Source organism: Escherichia ruysiae, from assembly GCF_031323975.1.
GTDB lineage: Bacteria > Pseudomonadota > Gammaproteobacteria > Enterobacterales > Enterobacteriaceae > Escherichia > Escherichia ruysiae.
The window spans coordinates 1,159,581-1,179,262 of record NZ_JAVIWS010000001.1; the positions used below are offsets into that span (position 1 = coordinate 1,159,581).

18 protein-coding genes and 1 pseudogene are annotated in these 19,682 nt (G+C 51.9%); 3 read left to right on the forward strand and 16 right to left on the reverse strand.

The window, feature by feature from the left end; translation table 11 throughout:
* Positions 1–25: 25 nt before the first annotated feature.
* Complete coding sequence (pdxB, locus tag RGV86_RS05865; protein ID WP_085460976.1) at positions 26–1,162, reverse strand: 4-phosphoerythronate dehydrogenase PdxB; 1,137 nt, start codon at positions 1,160–1,162, stop codon at positions 26–28.
* Positions 1,163–1,261: 99 nt separating this feature from the next.
* Here pdxB and flk point away from each other — a divergent pair, with 99 nt between their 5' ends.
* Positions 1,262–2,257, forward strand: a complete 996-nt coding sequence (gene flk, locus RGV86_RS05870) for a flagella biosynthesis regulator Flk (RefSeq protein WP_000615849.1) — start codon at positions 1,262–1,264, stop codon at positions 2,255–2,257.
* Here the strand turns inward: flk and RGV86_RS05875 are convergent.
* Together RGV86_RS05875 and fabB are read right to left on the reverse strand one after the other, a co-directional pair.
* A complete protein-coding gene (locus RGV86_RS05875; RefSeq protein WP_000127793.1) occupies positions 2,254–3,432 on the reverse strand; it encodes an MFS transporter in 1,179 nt (392 codons plus the stop codon). The two genes, flk and RGV86_RS05875, sit on opposite strands and share 4 nt — an antisense overlap.
* Before the next feature lie 241 nt (positions 3,433–3,673).
* Positions 3,674–4,894, reverse strand: a complete 1,221-nt coding sequence (gene fabB, locus RGV86_RS05880; RefSeq protein WP_085460977.1) for a beta-ketoacyl-ACP synthase I — start codon at positions 4,892–4,894, stop codon at positions 3,674–3,676.
* A 158-nt stretch (positions 4,895–5,052) separates the two neighbouring features.
* On the opposite strand from fabB, the gene mnmC reads away from it, so the two are divergent.
* Positions 5,053–7,059 carry a bifunctional tRNA (5-methylaminomethyl-2-thiouridine)(34)-methyltransferase MnmC2/FAD-dependent 5-carboxymethylaminomethyl-2-thiouridine(34) oxidoreductase MnmC1 gene (gene mnmC, locus RGV86_RS05885; RefSeq protein ID WP_085460978.1) on the forward strand — a complete coding sequence of 669 codons (2,007 nt, stop codon included), beginning with the start codon at positions 5,053–5,055 and terminating at the stop codon, positions 7,057–7,059.
* Between the two features lie 120 nt (positions 7,060–7,179).
* On the opposite strand, the gene RGV86_RS05890 is transcribed toward mnmC, so the two are convergent.
* The 6 genes from RGV86_RS05890 to prmB are packed head-to-tail and all read right to left on the reverse strand — an operon-like array spanning position 7,180 to position 11,729.
* Complete coding sequence (locus RGV86_RS05890) at positions 7,180–7,458, reverse strand: YfcL family protein (protein ID WP_085460979.1); 279 nt, start codon at positions 7,456–7,458, stop codon at positions 7,180–7,182.
* 33 nt (positions 7,459–7,491) lie between these two features.
* Positions 7,492–8,040, reverse strand: a complete 549-nt coding sequence (gene epmC, locus RGV86_RS05895; RefSeq protein ID WP_001089228.1) for an elongation factor P hydroxylase — start codon at positions 8,038–8,040, stop codon at positions 7,492–7,494.
* Positions 8,040–8,849, reverse strand: a complete 810-nt coding sequence (locus tag RGV86_RS05900; RefSeq protein ID WP_000447361.1) for a sulfite exporter TauE/SafE family protein — start codon at positions 8,847–8,849, stop codon at positions 8,040–8,042. The genes epmC and RGV86_RS05900 overlap by 1 nt, the downstream gene beginning before the upstream one ends.
* Positions 8,849–9,673: a penicillin-insensitive murein endopeptidase gene (mepA, locus tag RGV86_RS05905; RefSeq protein WP_085460980.1), complete on the reverse strand. Its 825-nt coding sequence runs from the start codon at positions 9,671–9,673 to the stop codon at positions 8,849–8,851. Before mepA ends, RGV86_RS05900 begins: the two co-directional genes overlap by 1 nt.
* 3 nt (positions 9,674–9,676) lie before the next feature.
* The gene (gene aroC / locus RGV86_RS05910; RefSeq protein ID WP_001353064.1) at positions 9,677–10,762 is read right to left on the reverse strand and encodes a chorismate synthase; all 1,086 of its coding nucleotides are present in this window, start codon (positions 10,760–10,762) and stop codon (positions 9,677–9,679) included.
* 34 nt (positions 10,763–10,796) lie between these two features.
* Entirely contained in the window at positions 10,797–11,729 is a 933-nt protein-coding gene (prmB, locus tag RGV86_RS05915; RefSeq protein ID WP_010346713.1) for a 50S ribosomal protein L3 N(5)-glutamine methyltransferase, read from the reverse strand.
* A gap of 165 nt (positions 11,730–11,894) precedes the next feature.
* On the opposite strand from prmB, the gene smrB reads away from it, so the two are divergent.
* Positions 11,895–12,446 (forward strand): endonuclease SmrB, encoded by a 552-nt coding sequence (gene smrB, locus RGV86_RS05920; protein WP_000730816.1) that lies wholly within the window; start codon positions 11,895–11,897, stop codon positions 12,444–12,446.
* Between the two features lie 217 nt (positions 12,447–12,663).
* Here smrB and RGV86_RS05925 read toward each other — a convergent pair whose 3' ends face one another.
* The 7 genes and pseudogenes from RGV86_RS05925 to RGV86_RS05955 all read right to left on the reverse strand — a co-directional run bounded on the left by RGV86_RS05925 (position 12,664) and on the right by RGV86_RS05955 (position 19,144).
* Complete coding sequence (locus tag RGV86_RS05925; RefSeq protein WP_085460981.1) at positions 12,664–13,536, reverse strand: StfH/YfcO family fimbrial adhesin; 873 nt, start codon at positions 13,534–13,536, stop codon at positions 12,664–12,666.
* A 1-nt stretch (position 13,537) separates the two neighbouring features.
* On the reverse strand, positions 13,538–14,077 hold the full coding sequence (locus RGV86_RS05930) for a fimbrial protein (RefSeq protein WP_085460982.1): 540 nt from the start codon (positions 14,075–14,077) through the stop codon (positions 13,538–13,540).
* A complete protein-coding gene (locus RGV86_RS05935) occupies positions 14,074–14,562 on the reverse strand; it encodes a fimbrial protein (RefSeq protein ID WP_085460983.1) in 489 nt (162 codons plus the stop codon). Before RGV86_RS05935 ends, RGV86_RS05930 begins: the two co-directional genes overlap by 4 nt.
* Complete coding sequence (locus RGV86_RS05940; protein WP_085460984.1) at positions 14,559–15,074, reverse strand: fimbrial protein; 516 nt, start codon at positions 15,072–15,074, stop codon at positions 14,559–14,561. The genes RGV86_RS05935 and RGV86_RS05940 overlap by 4 nt, the downstream gene beginning before the upstream one ends.
* A gap of 15 nt (positions 15,075–15,089) precedes the next feature.
* Positions 15,090–15,842, reverse strand: a pseudogene (locus tag RGV86_RS05945) (fimbria/pilus periplasmic chaperone).
* Positions 15,843–15,861: 19 nt separating this feature from the next.
* Complete coding sequence (locus RGV86_RS05950) at positions 15,862–18,498, reverse strand: fimbrial biogenesis outer membrane usher protein (RefSeq protein WP_085460985.1); 2,637 nt, start codon at positions 18,496–18,498, stop codon at positions 15,862–15,864.
* A gap of 82 nt (positions 18,499–18,580) precedes the next feature.
* Positions 18,581–19,144, reverse strand: a complete 564-nt coding sequence (locus RGV86_RS05955) for a fimbrial protein (protein ID WP_085460986.1) — start codon at positions 19,142–19,144, stop codon at positions 18,581–18,583.
* Between the last annotated feature and the right edge of the window lie 538 nt (positions 19,145–19,682).

The following is a 19,682-nucleotide window of genomic DNA, read 5'->3' on the forward strand; positions in this document are numbered from 1 at the left end:
TACAGCAGAGAGCATGAAGAAGAGATTAACGTGCCGGATGATGAACGGCGTTAAAACCCAGTTTACACAGTAATGCCGCCGCGCTGGCGTCATCACAGATCACATACAGAGACGACCATTCACGGCGCTCAAGGTAGTTTTTGCGCAGTTTATCAAACTCACCCGGTATTCCGGCGACTTTACGCAGCGGTGCGTCATCGCGGCGCACATCATACACCAAATGCACCAGCCTTTTCAGCGTTGGCTGATCGAGCGAGCCATGCAGCGTAATGCGACCAAACTCTGGCGTTGGCAGCAATGTATCCAGCGCAACGTGTTGTTCATGACCAATAAACTTGCTATAGGCTTCAAACACTTGCGTAGTACCGCGCGCTTTTCCTTCCAGGGTATAACCGGCAATATGCGGCGTGCCGATATCCACTTTCTTCAACAGTTCCACGTTGAGTTCCGGTTCGCCTTCCCAGACATCCAGCACCACGCTTAATTTCTGACCTTCGTTCAGACAGGTCAGCAGGGCGGTATTATCGACGACTGCGCCACGGCAGGCGTTAATCAGGATCGCTCCAGGTTTAAGGCTACGGATCAGTTTTTCATCCGCCAGATGTAGCGTTTTGTACGGCCCATCTTTAAAGAGCGGTGTATGGAAAGTCAGAACATCTGCGTGCTGAACCAGCTCATCAAGAGAACGGAAATTCCCCTCATCCCCACGATCGGCGCGTGGCGGATCGCAAAGCAAGGTTTTAATCCCCAACGCCTCCAGCCGCGCCTGTAATCGACGACCGACATTACCGACGCCCACGATCCCCACGGTACGGTCATGCAGTGAAAATCCATCGCGTTCGGCAAGCATCAGCAATGACGAGAAAACGTATTCCACTACCGCAATCGCATTACAGCCAGGTGCCGCAGAAAAACCAATCCCCACCTGCTTCAACCATGCCTCATCAACATGGTCTGTCCCTGCCGTGGCAGTGCCAACAAATTTTATCGGTTTCCCCGTCAGCAGCGACGCGTTCACTTTTGTGACTGAACGCACCATCAGCGCATCTGCATCATCCAGTTCAGCGACTGGAATTGGACGCCCCGGAACCGCTTTCACCTCACCCAGACGGCTAAATAATTCGCGGGCATAAGGCATATTTTCATCAACAAGGATTTTCACGTTTGTGCTACCTGTATGAGAACGAGAGTTAACCGGATAAGTGTGCCATAATCTCGCGGCCAGGCATACTTGCGATGATTTCAGGTATAAGGATACATAATGATACAACCTCTTTCAGGCCTTCCTCCTGCGCAACCACCAGGGCAGGGGGATAACCTGTCGTCTGGCGCAGGCAATCAACCTTTATCCAGCTTGCAACGTACCGCGTTGGAAAGTTTGATGACCAAAATAACTTCGCTGACGCAACAGCAGAGAGCGGAATTGTGGGCCAATATAAAGCACGATATCGGTCTGCCGGGTGATTCACCTTTGCTTTCACGCCACTTCCCGGCCGCAGAACAAAACCTTGCGCAACGGCTGCTGTCTGCGCAAAAAAGTTATTCTGTCCGCCAACTTCTGGCTCAATTGGGGGAATATTTACGTCTGGGGAATAATCGTCAGGCCGTCACGGATTATATCCGGCATAATTTTGGCCAGACACCTCTGAATCAACTCTCACCGGAGCAATTAAAAACCGTCCTGACTCTGCTACAAGAAGGGAAGATGGTTATCCCACAGCCGCAACAGCGCCAGGCGACCGAGCGACCTTTATTACCAGCAGAGCACAATACTCTCAAGCAACTGGTCACAAAACTCGCGGCAGCCACGGGGGAACCCAGTAAACAGATCTGGCAATCGATGCTGGAACTTTCAGGGGTGAAAGATGGCGAGTTGATTCCGGCGAAACAGTTTAACCATCTCGTCACCTGGTTACAGGCGCGTCAGGCGTTAAGTCAGCAACACACACCGACGCTGGAGTCGCTCCAGATGGCGCTAAAACAGCCACTGGATGCCAGCGAGCTGACGGTATTATCGACCTATGTTGAGCAAAAGTATGGCCTTTCTACGCATTCAGCCCTGACTTCTGCACAGGCCGAGGATATCCTTAACCAGCTCTATCAGCGGCGGGTGAAAGGCATTGAACCGCGTAATATTCAACCGCTGTTCAATCCCTTTACCCCATTCATTGACACGATACAAAAAATGTCAATGCGCCCCAGCTTGTGGATATTATTCGTCGTCATCGTTGTGATGTTGGTTTGGCTGGTGAGTTAACACCGGCGAAACGACAGTATCGTCACGATAATCCCCAGCACCGCCGATATCGCCCCAGCAAGAAATACCGAAGAGTAGCCAAACGAGGTCGCCAGCACTCCCGCCAGCGGCCCGGAAACGCCGAGGGCGATATCCTGAAACGCGGCATAGCCGCCGAGCGCAGTACCGCGAACCTGGGAAGGAACACGTTTAACCACCTCCACGCCCAGCGCAGGGAAAATAAGCGAACATCCGGCTCCGGTTAACGCCGCGCCCGCTAATGCGACCCACGCGGCCGGCGCCTGCCAGAGCAACAACAAGCCTATCGTTTCCACCAGCAGAGAGACAATCGCCACTTTTACGCCGCCAAAACGATCTGGCATCCAGCCAAACATCACGCGCATAACGACAAAGGCGCCGCCAAAGGCTGTGAGCGTAAAGCCCGCCATCGCCCATCCTTTGCTGGCAAAGTAGAGCGAAACAAAAGTCCCGATAACCGCAAAGCCAACCCCCTGAAGCGCCAGACCTAGTCCTGGTTTCCAGATAAGCCCGATAACGCTCCACAGCGATGGGCGTTCTCCCGTCATTGCCGGTACTTTGCGTACTGTGCCATTGCAGACCCACGCCAGTAACGGCAATGCCATTGTAGTAAGCGCCAGTGCGGCAAAACCATAATGGCTATGAATCAGTAAGCCAAGCGGTGCACCGACTGCCAGTGCGCCGTAAATGGCCATTCCGTTCCAGGACATCACTTTACCGGAGTGTTTCGGTCCGACAATGCCTAATCCCCATGTCAAAGCCCCCGTCAGTAACTGACTTTCACCAAAACCAAGAATTAAACGCCCAACGACCAGCAGAGCAAATTTAATCGGTGCAGAGACGGGTAAAAGCGCCGCCAGCAGCAGCGCGCCGCCAGCCAGACCACAAGCTAACATCCCCTGAAGCGCCGAACGTTTTGCGCCATATTGATCGGCCAGCCGCCCGGCGTAGCCACGCGTCAGCACCGTAGCCAGAAACTGAATGCCGACGGCAATCCCGACCATGGTGTTGCCATAGCCCAGTTCATGATGAACAAACAGCGGGATAACCGGCAACGGTAACCCTACGGTCATGTAAGTTAGAAAAACCGCAAAGGCGATACGAAAGAGTGAAAAATTGGCAGAAGATCGTGTTTCTGTTTGGCTTACAGCAGTCATGCATTACTCCAGAATGCAGCGCAAGGCGAGGAATTTCCCCGTCTCATCTCTCTGGTTTCAGGGTTACGGTGCGTTGGCAGGATTTAACGCTTACGTCTTTTCAGAAGGAAATCGACAAAGCGGGAAGTTTGCCTGGAACAGGCGGCAATTGTCAATGATGTGAAAAAGGGAACCATCAGGCTCCCTTTTGCGTTAGTGTCGGATGCGACGCTGACGCGTTTTATCCGACCGACTCTATCTATTAATCTTTCAGCTTGCGCATTACCAGCGTGGCGTTGGTGCCGCCGAAGCCGAAGCTGTTAGACATAACGGTAGTCAGTTCGCGATCGGTTTTTTCGGTCACGATGTTCAGACCCGCCGCCTGTTCGTCCAGCTCTTCAATGTTGATGCTCGGGGCGATAAAGCCGTGCTCCAGCATCAGCAGAGAGTAGATAGCTTCCTGCACACCCGCCGCGCCCAGTGAGTGACCGGTCATTGCTTTGGTTGCAGAAATCGCCGGGCTCTTATCGCCGAACACTTCACGGATAGCCGCCAGCTCTTTCACGTCGCCAACCGGAGTTGAAGTACCGTGAGAGTTCAGGTAGTCGATTGGGGTATCAACGCCGTGCATCGCCATCTTCATGCAGCGAACCGCACCTTCACCAGACGGAGCAACCATATCTGCGCCATCAGACGTTGCGCCGTAGCCAACGATTTCAGCGTAGATGTGGGCGCCACGTGCCAGAGCGTGTTCCAGCTCTTCCACCACGACCATACCACCGCCGCCAGCGATAACGAAACCATCACGATGAGCGTCATAAGTACGGGAGGCTTTTTCCGGGGTGTCGTTGTATTTGGTAGACAGCGCGCCCATTGCATCGAATTCGCACGCCATTTCCCAGCACAGCTCTTCGCCGCCGCCAGCAAACACGATATCTTGTTTGCCCAGTTGGATCTGCTCGACTGCGTTACCGATACAGTGTGCGGAAGTCGCACACGCGGAGCTGATGGAGTAGTTAACACCGTGAATTTTAAACGGTGTGGCGAGGCAGGCAGAAACGCCAGATGCCATCGCTTTGGTGACCACATACGGGCCAACCGCTTTCAGGCCGCGCGGGCCACGCATTGCGTCAGCGCCGAACACCTGGAAACGCGGGGAACCGCCGCCGGAACCTGCAATCAGGCCAACGCGCGGGTTATTCTGGTAAGCTTCCGGAGAGAGGCCAGCATCTGCAATTGCCTGCTCCATAGAAAGGAATGCATAGATGGATGCGTCGCTCATAAAGCGCACAACTTTGCGGTCAATGAGGCCAGTGGTATCCAGTTTTACGTTGCCCCAGACGTGGCTACGCATGCCGGAATCCTTCAGCTCCTGAGAGAAAGTGATCCCTGAACGTCCTTCACGCAGAGATGCCAGGACTTCCTGCTGGTTATTACCGATGCTGGAAACAATGCCCAGGCCAGTAATCACTGCACGTTTCATTCAATACCTCTGTAAGTCGCACATAGAGTAAGTTTCGAATGCACAATAGCGTACACTTGTACGCCGAACAAGTCCGATCAGACAATTTATAGAGAAATTTGCGCAGCCTGACACACATCGCTAAGATCGAGCCACCGCCTGTAAGACGAGTAACTTACGTGAAACACTACGCAATACAACCTGCCAACCTCGAATTTAATGCTGAGGGTACACCTGTTTCCCGAGATTTTGACGATGTATATTTTTCCAACGATAACGGACTGGAAGAGACGCGTTATGTCTTTCTGGGAGGTAACCAATTAGAGGCACGTTTTCCTGCTCATCCACATCCTCTGTTTGTGGTAGCAGAGAGCGGCTTCGGCACCGGATTAAACTTCCTGACGCTATGGCAGGCATTTGATCAGTTTCGCGAAGTGCATCCGCAGGCGCAATTACAACGCTTACATTTCATTAGTTTTGAGAAATTTCCCCTCACCCGTGCTGATTTAGCGTTAGCGCATCAACACTGGCCGGAACTGGCGCCGTGGGCGGAACAACTCCAGGCGCAGTGGCCTTTACCCTTACCCGGTTGCCATCGTTTATTGCTCGATGAAGGACGCGTAACGCTGGATTTATGGTTTGGCGACATTAACGAACTGACCAGCCAACTGGACGATTCGCTGAATCAAAAAGTGGATGCCTGGTTTCTGGACGGCTTTGCGCCCGCGAAAAACCCGGATATGTGGACGCAAAACCTGTTTAATGCCATGGCGCGTCTGGCGCGTCCTGGCGGCACGCTGGCGACCTTCACTTCTGCCGGATTTGTCCGTCGCGGTTTGCAGGAAGCCGGATTCACAATGCAAAAGCGTAAGGGCTTTGGGCGAAAACGGGAAATGCTTTGCGGCGTAATGGAACAGACATTACCACTCCCCTCCTCCACGCCGTGGTTTAACCGTACAGGCAGCAGCAAACGGGAAGCCGCAGTTATCGGCGGCGGTATCGCCAGCGCGTTATTGTCTCTGGCGCTGTTGCGTCGCGGCTGGCAGGTAACGCTTTATTGCGCGGATGATGCCCCTGCACTGGGTGCTTCCGGCAATCGCCAGGGGGCGCTGTATCCGTTATTAAGCAAACATGATGAGGCGCTGAACCGCTTTTTCTCTAATGCGTTTACTTTTGCTCGTCGGCTTTACGATTTATTGCCCGTTAAATTTGATCATGACTGGTGCGGCGTCACGCAGTTAGGCTGGGATGAGAAAAGCCAGCATAAAATCGCGCAGATGCTGTCGATGGATTTACCCGCAGATCTGGCTGTTGCAGTCGGGGCGAATGAGGTTGAAGGCGTTACAGGTGTAGTAACAAATTGCGGCGGTATTACATATCCGCAAGGTGGCTGGTTGTGCCCGGCAGAACTGACCCGTAATGTGCTGGAACTGGCGCAACAGCAAGGCTTACAGATTCGTTATCAACACCAGTTACAGGACTTATCCCATAAGGATGACTGTTGGTTGCTGAATTTTGCAGGTGATAAGCAAGCGACGCATAGTGTGGTGGTACTGGCGAACGGGCATCAAATTAGCCGTTTCAGCCAAACATCGCCTCTGCCGGTGTATTCAGTTGCCGGTCAGGTTAGCCATATTCCGACAACACCGGAACTGGCGAAACTGAAGCAGGTGCTGTGTTATGACGGTTATCTCACGCCGCAAAATCCGGCAAATCAGCATCATTGTATTGGCGCCAGTTACCATCGCGGTAGTGAAGATACGACGTACAGTGAAGATGATCAGCAGCAGAATCGCCAGCGGTTGATTGATTGTTTCCCGCAGGCGAAATGGGCGACAGAAGTCGATGTCAGTGATAAAGAGGCGCGTTGCGGTGTACGTTGTGCCACCCGCGATCATCTGCCAATGGTGGGCAATGTTCCCGATTATGACGCAACGCTCGCGGAATATGCCTCGCTGGCGGAACAGAAAGATGAGGCGGTAAGCGCACCGGTTTATGACGATCTCTTTATGGTTGCTGCTTTGGGTTCTCGCGGTTTATGTTCTGCCCCGCTGTGTGCCGAGATTCTGGCGGCGCAGATGAGCGACGAACCGATTCCGATGGATGCCAGTACGCTGGCGGCGTTAAATCCGAATCGGTTATGGGTACGGAAATTGTTGAAAGGTAAAATGGTGAAGGCCGGGTAATCAGCTTTGGCATTGTTTGTCGGATGCGGCGTGAACGCCTTATCCGACCTACGGTAACATGTAGGCCTGATAAGACGCGGCAAGCGTCGCATCAGGCATGGTGCTCCAGACGCCAACAACTTACTGCTGTGACGCCTGCTGAAACAGGTTTTCCCACATATCGGTAACCAGCGCCTGGTCACGCGGCGACAATTCACCGGCGCCAATGGCTTTTTCCAGACTCTGGCTAACGGTTGTATGCACAGCCTGGGCGGAGTGGTCATCACCACTTTCCAGTTCTGCGATGGCTAACGTCAGGTGGCCACGCAAATATCCACTGGCAAACAACTCATCATCACTGGCATAGTCAACCATACCGTCGATTAATGCCAGAATGCGTGATTCAAACTCCGCGATCATCTTCTTTCCTCATTGTAAAACGTGGCGCTGGCTTCAGTTGAGCTCTTCCGGCCACGGGAACTGTTCCGCCGTAATTTCCGGCGTGTGATAATAATTTTGTAATGCGTTTATGAAGCGTGCCGGACGTTCGGGAATACCGTTTGCCAGATAATCCATCACCTGCGCATGTACGCGTCGCTGGAACACCACGCGATCCGGTTCGAAGTCGCCTTCCAGATTGTCGCAGCTAACATTAAACGGATATCCCGCCGCCACGCAGAACAACCAGTCCAGCGCCTGCGGCTTAACTTCAACATCTTCAAACTGGCTTTGCGTTTGGGCATCGCGTCCGTCCGGGCAATACCAGTAGCCGAAATCAACCAGTTCACGGCGCGCTTTCCCGGCAATACACCAGTGCGAAATCTCATGAATTGCGCTGGCATAAAAACCATGAGCAAAGACGATTCGGTTAAACGGTATTTCCGCATCAGCAGGAAGATAGATCGGTTCGTCGTCGCCTTTAATCAGACGGGTATTAAATTCATCGGCAAAGCAGCTATTAAAAATTTCAATCAACTGCTCATAGTGGTGTGTACTGTTCATTAGTTCATCCCCAACCAGTGGAGGATCTCCTGTCCGTGGCTATCATAAAGTAATTTGGCACTCATCACCGCCGATACAATAACGATCATCGGGCGGATCAGCTTTTGTCCTTTGCTCAACACCAGTCTTGAACCCATGCGCGCGCCGAGGAACTGCCCCACCAGCATCACGAATCCTGTCGCCCAAATCACTTTGCCGCCGAGAATAAACAGCAGCAAACCGCCTATGTTTGACGTTGCGTTAAGTAATTTAGCGTGAGCCGTGGCTTTGGCGAGGTTGAATCCGCACAGCGTAACGAAGGCCAGCGCGTAAAACGATCCGGCAGCCGGGCCAAAGAATCCATCGTAAAAACCGACACAACCACCAGCAATTAACGCGAAAGGTAGGCCGTACATCCGGCGCTGGCGATCTTCTTCTCCCAGTTTGGGCATCAGCAAGAAATAGAGACCGATACAAATTACCAGAATGGGCAAAATCTGCCGTAAGACATCAGCCTGAACGTATTGCACCAGCAGTGCGCCGCTCATTGAGCCGACAAAGGTCATCGCGATATTGAGTTTTTGATCGCTTAAGCTAACCACTTTGCGGCGAATAAAGTAGATAGTGGCGGAAATAGAGCCGCCGCAGGCTTGCAGTTTATTGGTTGCCAGCGCGTTAGCGGGAGACATCCCCGCCGCCATTAACGCCGGAATGGTAAGTAACCCACCGCCACCGGCAATCGAGTCAATAAATCCCGCCAGCATGGCGACAAAAAAGAGAACGCCCAGCAATAGCGGGGAGACCATAAACAGGCTATTAAACGTTTCCATTAGATCACGTGCTCATCCAGTAGCGCCTGGCAGGAAGGCGGCAACGGAGGCGGTGTCTTCTTCTCAGGCTTTGTTGTTCCTGGTTTCGGTGGTTCAAACCAGCTTTGCAGTTCAGCCCCGCAACCATCGCCCGGTGGCGGTAAAGGTTGATCTTCACACTCCAGACTATCGGCAGGACAACGTAATCGTACATGCATATGCGCACGATGCTGGAACCAGGGTCGCACTTTGCGCAACCAGTCGCGATCGGTGCCCGCATCAAGGCAAAGTTGTTGTTTAATCGCCGGATTAACAAAAATGCGGGTGACGTCTTTGTCCTGCGCAGCGAGTTTGATCAGGCTGAAAATTTCTGGTTTCCACAGCGTGGGGACAACGTGTTTACCGTCGCGGGAAACTAAGTCTAGTGCTTGCGGACGCAAGAGCTGCGCGGAAGTCCAGCGTGTTTTTGGCAGTTGCAGGAAGATATCAACATCCAGTCCGGTCTGGTGGCTGGCGTGACCGCCGTTGAAACGCCCACCAGCGGGCATCCCCATATCGCCAATCAGCACCGTACCCATGCCCAGATTGTTCACCTGGCTACTCAGACGCTGAATAAACATCACCAGATCCGGGTGTCCGAAATAGCGACGCTGATCGGTACGCATGACCTGATAATGTTCGGACTGTATCGGCAGCGTGTCAGCGCCGACGATACAGCCATTAGAAAAACTGCCTATTGATTGTGCGCTACCCGGCACAGGTTGGGTTATTTTTTGCCACGGCGTCGCTGCCAGGCTGGCGCTACTGGCAAGCAGAGCCAGCAGCGCAATCGCGGTTTTGTTCATTTTTTACCAGCGTGGAATATCAGTCTTCACATCGGCATTTTGCGCCCGCTGCCGTAGCAGGTGATCCATTAAAACGATCGCCAGCATCGCTTCAGCGATCGGCACCGCGCGGATCCCGACACAGGGATCGTGACGGCCTTTGGTGATCATCTCAACTTCTTCGCCAAAGCGGTTAATGGTACGCCCCGGCACAGTAATGCTGGAGGTCGGTTTCAGCGCCATATGGGCAATGATTTGCTGCCCGCTGCTGATACCGCCGAGAATGCCGCCCGCATGGTTGCTCTGGAAACCGTCTTTGGTGATTTCGTCGCGGTTCTGGCTGCCGCGCAGCGCCACCACGTCAAAACCATCGCCAATTTCCACGCCTTTCACCGCGTTGATGCTCATCAGCGCGTGGGCGATGTCGGCATCCAGGCGGTCAAAGACCGGCTCGCCAAGTCCGGCAGGAACGCCACTGGCAACAACGGTGACTTTCGCACCGATGGAGTCGCCCTCTTTTTTCAGCGCACGCATCAGTTCATCTAAGGCTTCGATTTTGTCCGGATCCGGGCAGAAGAACGGATTTTGCTCAACCTGCGACCAGTCTTTGATTTCCAGCGGAATATCGCCCATCTGGGTCAGGCAGCCGCGAATTTCAATGCCAAATTTCTCAGCGAGATATTTTTTGGCAATCGCCCCTGCCGCAACGCGCATGGCGGTTTCACGAGCGGAAGAACGACCGCCGCCGCGATAATCGCGCAAGCCGTATTTTTGTTCGTAGGTGTAATCGGCATGGCCTGGGCGGAAAACGTCCTTAATCGCGCTGTAATCCTGAGAACGCTGATCGGTGTTTTCGATCAACAAGCCAATGCTGGTGCCGGTGGTGACGCCTTCAAAAACGCCGGAGAGAATTTTGACCTGATCCGGCTCGCGGCGCTGGGTGGTATAGCGCGATGTCCCTGGGCGACGACGGTCGAGATCGTGTTGCAGATCCGCTTCCGTGAGCGGGATGCCTGGCGGCACACCATCGACGATACAGCCGAGCGCCAGCCCGTGCGATTCGCCGAAGGTGGTTACGCGAAAGAGTTGTCCTATTGTGTTTCCAGCCATCACGGCTCCGTTATTGTTGTGTTTGCGTGTTTACTTAATCTTTATAAATTCCAAAATGTTCCCGCGCAGCAACAAGCTGCGCTTTGGTGAGCATAAACACACCGTCGCCGCCGTTATCAAACTCCAGCCAGGTGAACGGAACATCCGGATATTGTTCCATAAGATGTACCATGCTGTTGCCCACTTCACAAATCAGCACGCCATCATCAGCAAGGTAATCTGCCGCGTTACCGAGAATGCGGCGAGTCAGTTTCAGGCCGTCAGTGCCAGATGCCAGGCCCAGTTCCGGCTCGTGACGATATTCGTTTGGCAGGTCGGACATATCTTCCGCATCGACATACGGCGGGTTGGTGACGATCAGGTCATACTGCACTTTCGGCAAGTCTCGGAACAGATCGGATCGAATCGGAATGACGTTATGGATCAAACCGTGTTCTTCGATGTTCTGTTCGGCAACCGCCAGCGCGTCGGGAGAGATATCCACCGCATCAACTTCCGCTTCCGGGAAGGCATAAGCGCAGGCAATGGCAATGCATCCGCTGCCAGTGCACATATCCAGAATATGCTGCGGTTGTTTGCTGATAAGCCCGGCAAATTTATTGTTGATCAGTTCACCAATCGGCGAACGTGGCACCAGTACGCGTTCATCGACGTAAAATTCATGGCCGCAGAACCAGGCTTTGTTGGTCAGGTAAGCCACCGGAATGCGTTCGTTGACGCGGCGGATCACGCGCTCAACAATACGATGTTTTTCGCTGGAGGTCAGGCGGGCGTTACGCATATCTTCCGGAATATCCAGCGGCAGATAGAGCGATGGCAATACCAGTTGCACTGCTTCGTCCCACGGGTTGTCTGTGCCGTGACCGTACCAGATATTTGCCGCGCTGAAGCGGCTAACCGACCAGCGCAACATGTCCTGAATGGTTTGCAGCTCATTTACTGCTTCATCGACGAAAATTTTATCCACGTATTCCTCCAGGGCATGGTCGCATTAATTTCGGCGGCTAGTTTGCCATGAAGATGACGATAAATCAGCATTCACGCGGCGATGACGCAGGAAAATTATGTTTTGACCGATCGATTGTGCTGCGAGTCGGGTAAACTGTAGGAAAATTAAAACAGAGATACATAAATGAAAAAGAAAACAACACTCAGCGAGGAGGATCAGGCACTGTTTCGCCAGTTGATGGCGGGTACTCGCAAAATTAAGCAGGACACGATTGTCCATCGTCCACAACGAAAGAAAGTCAGCGAAGTGCCGGTCAAGCGGTTGATTCAGGAGCAGGCTGATGCCAGCCATTATTTCTCTGATGAGTTTCAGCCGTTATTAAATACCGAAGGTCCGGTGAAATATGTTCGCCCGGATGTGAGTCATTTTGAGGCGAAGAAACTGCGCCGTGGCGATTATTCGCCGGAGCTGTTTTTGGATCTGCATGGTCTGACGCAACTTCAGGCCAAACAAGAGTTAGGCGCGTTGATTGCCGCCTGCCGCCGTGAGCATGTGTTTTGCGCCTGTGTGATGCATGGTCACGGGAAGCATATTTTGAAGCAGCAAACGCCGCTGTGGCTGGCGCAACATCCGCATGTCATGGCGTTTCACCAGGCACCGAAAGAGTATGGTGGCGACGCGGCGTTGCTAGTGTTGATTGAAGTGGAAGAGTGGCTGCCGCCAGAATTGCCCTGAATGACAACAACCGGATATAGAATTTGCAGGTCGGATAAGATGCGTCAGCATCGCATCCGACAAGAAATGCCGGATGCGGCGTGAACGCCTTATCCAGCCTACGCACGACTGAATGACAACAACCGGATATGGAATTTGTAGGTCGGATAAGATGCGTCAGCATCGCATCCGACAAAAAGTGCCGGATGCGGCGTAAACGCCATATCCGGCCTGGGCGCTACAGCATATTCAATACGTACTGGAATCGGCAGGTGGAGTCTATGGGCTGCCTGCTACTGGTATCCACACGCACTAACATATCGTGCAGTTGTCGATCGGTAATAGGGTGTTGCGTTGGCGCTACCGTCACTTTAGCGTCATCACATCCTTCAGCAGTAAAGGTAATCAACTGATTTACAAAGCGACAATACGCGCCGCGTTCATCCATTTTACTGCCATCGCAGAGCTGACCATCTTTCATCAGGTAGGTCGATAAGTTTTGTTCAATCACTGCCCCTGTTGATTTCAGATTCAAAACCTTACTGTGTTCAACGCGGCTGTCACTCCAGGAGATATCATAATTTGTTAATGGCTCACCTGGGCAGGTTGTTGTATAGGTCGTCGGCCCCCTATAGTATTCGAACTTCGATTGATAATTAATGAATACCTTTACAGTACTATTCGCCGTCATCCCCACCATCCACGGGCACGTCTCCGCCGAACCATTGACCTCAATCGTCAGTAATATTTTTAAGCATTGCCAGTCGAAATCTGGGTCAATCTCTTTAACGCCCGGACAATAAGAATCTGCTACGACACCATCACCACTTGACATTACCGTTATTTTTGGTGCAGGAATGTTTCCTGGCCCCGTCCATGATTTATTCGGAAGATCCCCATAATGGACGCCATATGATCGATCCTGATAATACTCCCCATGATAAACCCCAGTGGTGGTGAGTAAATCAAGGTAAAAACGAAGCGTTGCAGTGGCACCAAGCGTACCATAATAGACTGGCACATTATTATAGACTGCCCCCAGTTTCGCCTGAACGCCCTGGCTAAAACACAGCACCAGCATGGCGCATAAAAGTAATCGTATTTTTTTCATCTTATATATACTCAAAGGTTGCCGTCAGGTTGGCGGTAAAATCACCGAGCGTGACATCGCGACCGCTTTTCGCCTGCAGCCAGGCCCTGAAATGAATATCATTGCTGCCATCGCTGAGCGTAAATTTCGCCCCGGTCGGGTTGTTAATCGCCACCCGCACACCATCGGTCGTTTCCATTCCAATCCCGACGCCCTGAGCGGTTGAGGTGGTATCCAGCGCGAGGAAACCCGGCTGCTCACTGTCTTCCGTACCGGTAAGGGTCACCTGCACTTGGTAACTCGCTGGCCCTTTACAATCTTTCAGCTTAAACACCACCGGAACGCGCGGGGATTCCCCGGCGACCATAAGATCCTGACGACTGATGGCAGGAAAATGCACTTCTGCCAGATTTCCGCCCTCAACCACCAGCGTGCAGGATCGGCTTAATAAATTGCCGTAAAAATGCAGGTTGTTGTCCACGGCCAGGGCACAAGTGCCACCGGTCAACAGCAGCCCCGCTAACAGCGCGTAGCCGAACGAATAAATGCGTCCTGTCTTCATTGATAATCCACCCGCAATGTTGCATAGGCCGAAAACGTGGTATCACTCAACACCGCACCGGCCGACTTCACTGGCACAGCCTCCAGCTTCGGCTTTTGCGTAAAATCGGTGGCGTTAATGGCAAGCGGCGTATTCAGCTTAAAACGCTGACCATCGTGCTGAAGCTCAATACCAAAGCCAGGGACATCTGTTTCGATAGCCGCGTCATTGTACGAGGTCTGCGTCCCCGTCCAGGTAAGTGTCATAATCCAGTCGGGATCGCGTACTGCGGAGTCACAGCTCAGGTCATAGTTCACTTCCCTGCGACCATAATCCCCGTTGATGCTGTCGATGATAAGATCGCGAAATTCCACTTCAATGGTCTTTCCCTCGCTAATGGTACAGGCTGGAGGTGACACCAGCGTACCGTGGAAGGTGATGTCTTCATTTGCTGCCAGAGCCATGCCACCATACGCGCAGAGTATAAAGAACGTGATTTTTTTCATTGGTAATCCACCACCATCGTCATACTGGCGTTAAATTCCGCTGGCGTAAGCTGCACTCCGCTCTGTTTTACCGGTACAGCTTTGAGACTGGGCAACTGGTTAACATTGAAATCAGACCAGTTACCTTCTCCGACTTTAAACAGGGTGTTATCGGCACCGTTTTCAATGCGGATACCCAAACCTGAAATTTGCGTCGCAATGACCGTTTCCCCGTTAATCACGGTGGTGGTGCCTTTAAGCTGCATCCGCAGATCATCAACACCTGATGCCCTGTTACCGCAGTTCAGGGTATAAAGCGCACCCGTCGTGCGGTAATTTGTGCCATTGATTTTGTTAATGTACACATCGCCAAATTCAACATTGCTCCCCTTCACGGAACAGGGCGGAGGCCCATCCACCAGAACGCGCAACGTTAATAACACCGGTTTACTTTCTCCCGCGACGGCCATGTTGCCCGTCAGCCAGCCGCTCAGGAGAAAAATGCCCGTTCCCACCAGAAACGTGTATTTCATAAGACCCTCCCGGCATCAGCCTTTGCGGCTCTGCTCTGCATCCACCTGGCAACTATTGCCGTTGCATTTAAAGATCAGCGAAAGTCGCGCGCCGTAGTCGTTGACATACGTCAGCACTGGCACACTGTCCATCTTCACATTCAGCGGTGCGGATGTTTTCGGCGGCATTACCAGTGGCGTAAATCCGGCTGCCGGATTACCATTTTTCTGGGTACTGGCGTTGCTGAGGATCACGTAATACGGCGTTGGGTTATTAACGGTGAAGGCCTGCCCATTGCGGGTTAAAGTCACCTTGTGCTGCCACGGATCTCTCATGTTGATTTCTGCCAGCGCCTTCGGTCGCCAGAACAGTTTGATACGCGTTTGCAGCGCAATTTGCAGGGTGTTCGGTTTGTTCGATTTTGGCGGAATTTCACGCACATTAAAGTAGAACATGCTCTCACGATCGGCAGGTAACTTGCTGATATCCGGCATTCCCTAGACTTTTACCTGACCATTCATCATCGCATCAATGCGCTGTACCGGCGGCAGAACCGTCAATGGCGAGCTGATTTTGTTGCCCTTTTCGTCTTCTATCCAGCTTTGCGCCAGATATGGCAGCTTAGGATCGTTATTGCGCAACGTGACGCTGATGGATTTGTCACTTTCTTTGAAGATCAGGCGGGTGCGGTCGGGCGTTACCGATGCGTGGGTTGTAAAACTGGCGGCGGTCACCAGCAGCGCCAGCGCCGGGGCAACCATTTTTGCGGTATTAGTCTGTGTATACATGGATCATTCCTTAATCACGTTATTGGTTAGCGGAGATAGCGACTGGCGGTGTGCCAGGCGTGAGCTGCTGCGTCTGTTCCTGAATCACCGGTTTGATTTCCAGCGGAGTGGCAGGCGCCACCGCGCCTTTTTGCTTACACGGCAGTAACAGGCCGTTGAACAGGTCGGCAGGCAGCGGGTCTGGCAGGGAGATCTCACAGTGGGACGCTCCATTCCATGAGACACTCATCCGTTCGCCAGCTTTTACCCCTGCCAGATAGACGTTGCCGTCGTCGTCGACCAGACCAACCTGTTGGTCGTGTTCGTTTTTCACTTCTGCACCGAATGGTGGATAACTGCCATCACTCAGGCGCAGGACAGCCATCGCCTTTTGCCCACTGATGACCGCAAATTTACGGTAGCCAATGGCTCCTTCGGTCAGCGTCGCCTGCACCACTGACTGCGTGGCTTCGGCGTTCTCTGGCAGTTTAGTCAGGTCAATCGTGGCCTGGTTACGGTAGTAGTTATTGACGTCCGCAACGACGGCTTTACCAAACATGTTGGTGTACACCGCTGAACCGTTACCTTCGACCGGTACGTCAGCCACGCCGTCAGCGTCGATAAGCAGGCGCGTACCGCCCATGTTTTGAGTACGATGCAACGCGCCACCGTGCGCAGTTAACGTGGCTCCGCCTTGCAGCGACAAGCCGGCAGAAGTGTACTGCCCTTCATGGTAGTTAGCACTCAGATCCACATGTGCCATTGAACCGTCATGGCTGTAATAGCCATCGACCCTGGAGTGATTTTCACTGCTGCCAACGTTTATCTGATAGTGGCTGGCGTCATCAATACGGTTGAAGTATCCCACCTGACTGCTGTCTGAACCGCTGCCGTAGTTGCCGTTGTAACTCACGGTGCTGTTATCACCCCACGGCATACTTAAGGAGATATAGACGCCTTTGTCGGCGCTGTTGTCATACTCGTAGCGATAACCCGTCAGGGAGATACTCATGTTACGAATGCCGCCCATGTTGAAATAATGGGAGAGCATGACGTTGTAGTTGGTCTGCTCCTCGCGATCCCAGTAGGTATGGCGCGTATAGTTCAGATAAACAGAAACGCCGGCATCCCTGAAGTTCTGGTTATAGGTGGCGGTGTACATCTCTTTATCATTGCCGGCGCGGACCATTTCGCTGTCATTCGCGTCCAGATACTCGCTCATGGTCATATAGTTTTCTTCAGAGAAGCGGTATCCGGCGAAGGTGACGCGGCTGTTTAGATCATCAAAGTCTTTAGAGTAACTGACGCGGAAAGAGTTACCGTCGAGTGTGCCCTTGCCGTAAGCGGTTGAATCGTCAAGCCGGGTATGTGAGTGGGTAATATCAAACGCCATCGCGCCGAAAATGGAGAGATCGCGCCCGATGCCAAGCGCAGCAGACTGGTAGTTTTCATCGCCCAGCGCCCCGCCGTAGAGCGACCAGCCGTTGGCTATCCCCCAGGACGCTTCACCACCGGAGAAGAATCCGCCCTGTACATGGTGCCCCCACTCCTGCGGGCACCCCATCATCACTTTGTATCGCACCTGCCCCGGACGCGTCAGGAACGGCATGGAAGCGGTGCTGATGTCATACTCTTGCACCTGGCCGTTCAACTCTTCAATGCGCACATGCAGCGTACCAGAGTTAAATTCACCGAGATCCTGAATACGGAATGGCCCGGCAGGCACCTGGGTTTCATAAATTATGCGCCCGGCCTGGCTGACGGTGACTTTCGCCGCCGTATGCGCCACGCCGGAAATATCCGGAGCATAGCCGCGCAGGTTCGGCGGCAACATTTGATCGTCGGTGCTGATGCTACCGCCGATGTAGTTAAAACCGTCAAAAATATCGGAGTCGAGGTAGTCTTCGCCAAGTGCCAGTTTGGCTTTCAGACTCGGTAACGCACGCCAGGCGTAGTAACGGCTCCAGTCCCAGTTTCTCTCGGTGCTGTTATCCGTCTCTTCATCGTTACTGCGGGTATGCTGATAATCACTCTGCCAGTCGGCGCGCAGGCGCCACGCCCCGAGGTTAACGCCAACCGTACCATTACCGCTGATGTCGTTGCTGTCATCGCCGCCATTTTCTTCGTGTCGGGTTTGGGCATTGATGCTGTAATCGGCAATGAAACCGGGGATACCATCATCCCAGCGCGAAGGCGGATCCCAGTCTACATCGCTGTATTCAAGATAAGCCTGCGGTAAGGTGATGAGCAGTGCGGACTGGCTTAAATCAGCATGTATTTCCAGACCGTCAAGTTGACCTGGTTTTAGGCATTTACCGTCGTGATCCCATTGCAATTTTTGTGCAATATCTTCTTTAAAACCAAGCTGCGCCACCAGCTCTGGCGACAGGCAAGCGTAAGTTTTATTTTTATCGTTTTCTGACGCATACCAGTAAATATCATATTCATCAGGTAACGGCTGTTTATTTACCTGAACCTGTAAATTATATTTACCCGGTTCAACATAACCCTGGCTGGAAAAACGCTTCAGATCAATTTTCGTGTCGCCTTTTAATTCCAGAAAACGGGAATCAAACTGAATATCTTCGTCGGCCCAGGCATTGATATGGCATCCAGATATTGCCATGGCAACGCACCAGGGAAGCGCCCGTAAGCGGAAAAGAGAATGGTCAGGCATACACGTATCCATCCGTGGTTATTTAAAGACTATCGAAACGCTAAAAAACCCTCATAGCATTGCGGCTATGAGGGGGAATACCTTAGAGATAGGTAATCTGGAAGGTGGTATTCGCTTCAAAACCACCCAGGTCCGGTGCGTCAGTCGCACCTACCAGCCAGGCTTTAAAGTTTAAAGTTTGTTTCGGTTTGCCTTTGGAGGTTGCAGTATCTTTTACGATCTGCTGATTAATGCCAGCGCCACTTTTGTAAGAGGTTCCTTGTTGATCACCAATCGCCAGGCTCACGTTGTTAAACGCCGTACCGGTATCGGTATTAAAAATGGTGTAGTAGTTGCCGCTATTCGCCGTAGACACAGTACCGGTGAAGGTAGTGGTCATGGTAGTTTGGGTATCAAACACGCAATCCTGTAAACGAATCTGGAAATCTTTCGGCGTGGTAGTGCCGTTGTTTTTCAGTTTTTCCGCACCGATATTACCCATATCCACTTCCAGTTTGTGATCGTCTGGTACGATAGAGCAAACGGAATCTTCAATGGTGCCGTAAAAACGGGCAGTACCGTTGTTACCTTCTGCGAAAGAAGATGTTGAAGTGAACGCACCCATTACCATAGCTGCTGCAATAGCTGTTTTTACAAACTTACTCATTATTTGTCCTTAAACCATAAATAATTAGAATATAAGCCAACTGAAATATTGATGATAAAATCCCTCAATCTTTCTTCAGCAGCTTTTAACCAACCATTGAATAGGATTTCTGATCCATAAAATACGGGTTGCACGAGATGATATTCTTTGGCGTGGCGGCAATGTTGATATTTTAATGAGAGTGGTTCAATTTAAATTTACTAACAACACTGTGTAGAAACTTTTAAATAATCAATAGTGCAAATAATATCTTGAGGATTATCTCAAAAAACAGCAGAACATTTCATCAAAACGGCACGAACACTTTACCCCATGAATGATTCTGGATCATAAAACAGCTAAAAATAAATATGGCAATTGTGATTATATCTTCGGGAAGATATAATCTTAATTCTTCTGAATTAATATTATATCAAGACCCTAAAATACCTGCTCAATAATCTCTCTCTTTATTTTTTAACACATCTTTTCGAAAAATAATAACCCATGCAAAAAAGCAACAATTACTTCCATATGTAACTTTGTGAAAATAAATAAC

Coding starts and splice junctions, on each gene's coding strand:
- RGV86_RS05875 (WP_000127793.1), bottom strand. CDS start 3,432: ATGACTGCTGTAAGCCAAACAGAAACACGATCTTCTGCCAATTTTTCA.
- epmC (WP_001089228.1), bottom strand. CDS start 8,040: ATGAACAGTACACACCACTATGAGCAGTTGATTGAAATTTTTAATAGC.
- mepA (WP_085460980.1), bottom strand. CDS start 9,673: ATGAACAAAACCGCGATTGCGCTGCTGGCTCTGCTTGCCAGTAGCGCC.
- RGV86_RS05955 (WP_085460986.1), bottom strand. CDS start 19,144: ATGAGTAAGTTTGTAAAAACAGCTATTGCAGCAGCTATGGTAATGGGT.
- RGV86_RS05935 (WP_085460983.1), bottom strand. CDS start 14,562: ATGAAAAAAATCACGTTCTTTATACTCTGCGCGTATGGTGGCATGGCT.
- smrB (WP_000730816.1), top strand. CDS start 11,895: ATGAAAAAGAAAACAACACTCAGCGAGGAGGATCAGGCACTGTTTCGC.
- flk (WP_000615849.1), top strand. CDS start 1,262: ATGATACAACCTCTTTCAGGCCTTCCTCCTGCGCAACCACCAGGGCAG.
- RGV86_RS05890 (WP_085460979.1), bottom strand. CDS start 7,458: ATGATCGCGGAGTTTGAATCACGCATTCTGGCATTAATCGACGGTATG.
- RGV86_RS05940 (WP_085460984.1), bottom strand. CDS start 15,074: ATGAAATACACGTTTCTGGTGGGAACGGGCATTTTTCTCCTGAGCGGC.
- RGV86_RS05925 (WP_085460981.1), bottom strand. CDS start 13,536: ATGAAAAAAATACGATTACTTTTATGCGCCATGCTGGTGCTGTGTTTT.
- RGV86_RS05950 (WP_085460985.1), bottom strand. CDS start 18,498: ATGCCTGACCATTCTCTTTTCCGCTTACGGGCGCTTCCCTGGTGCGTT.
- fabB (WP_085460977.1), bottom strand. CDS start 4,894: ATGAAACGTGCAGTGATTACTGGCCTGGGCATTGTTTCCAGCATCGGT.
- RGV86_RS05930 (WP_085460982.1), bottom strand. CDS start 14,077: ATGAAGACAGGACGCATTTATTCGTTCGGCTACGCGCTGTTAGCGGGG.
- RGV86_RS05900 (WP_000447361.1), bottom strand. CDS start 8,849: ATGGAAACGTTTAATAGCCTGTTTATGGTCTCCCCGCTATTGCTGGGC.
- aroC (WP_001353064.1), bottom strand. CDS start 10,762: ATGGCTGGAAACACAATAGGACAACTCTTTCGCGTAACCACCTTCGGC.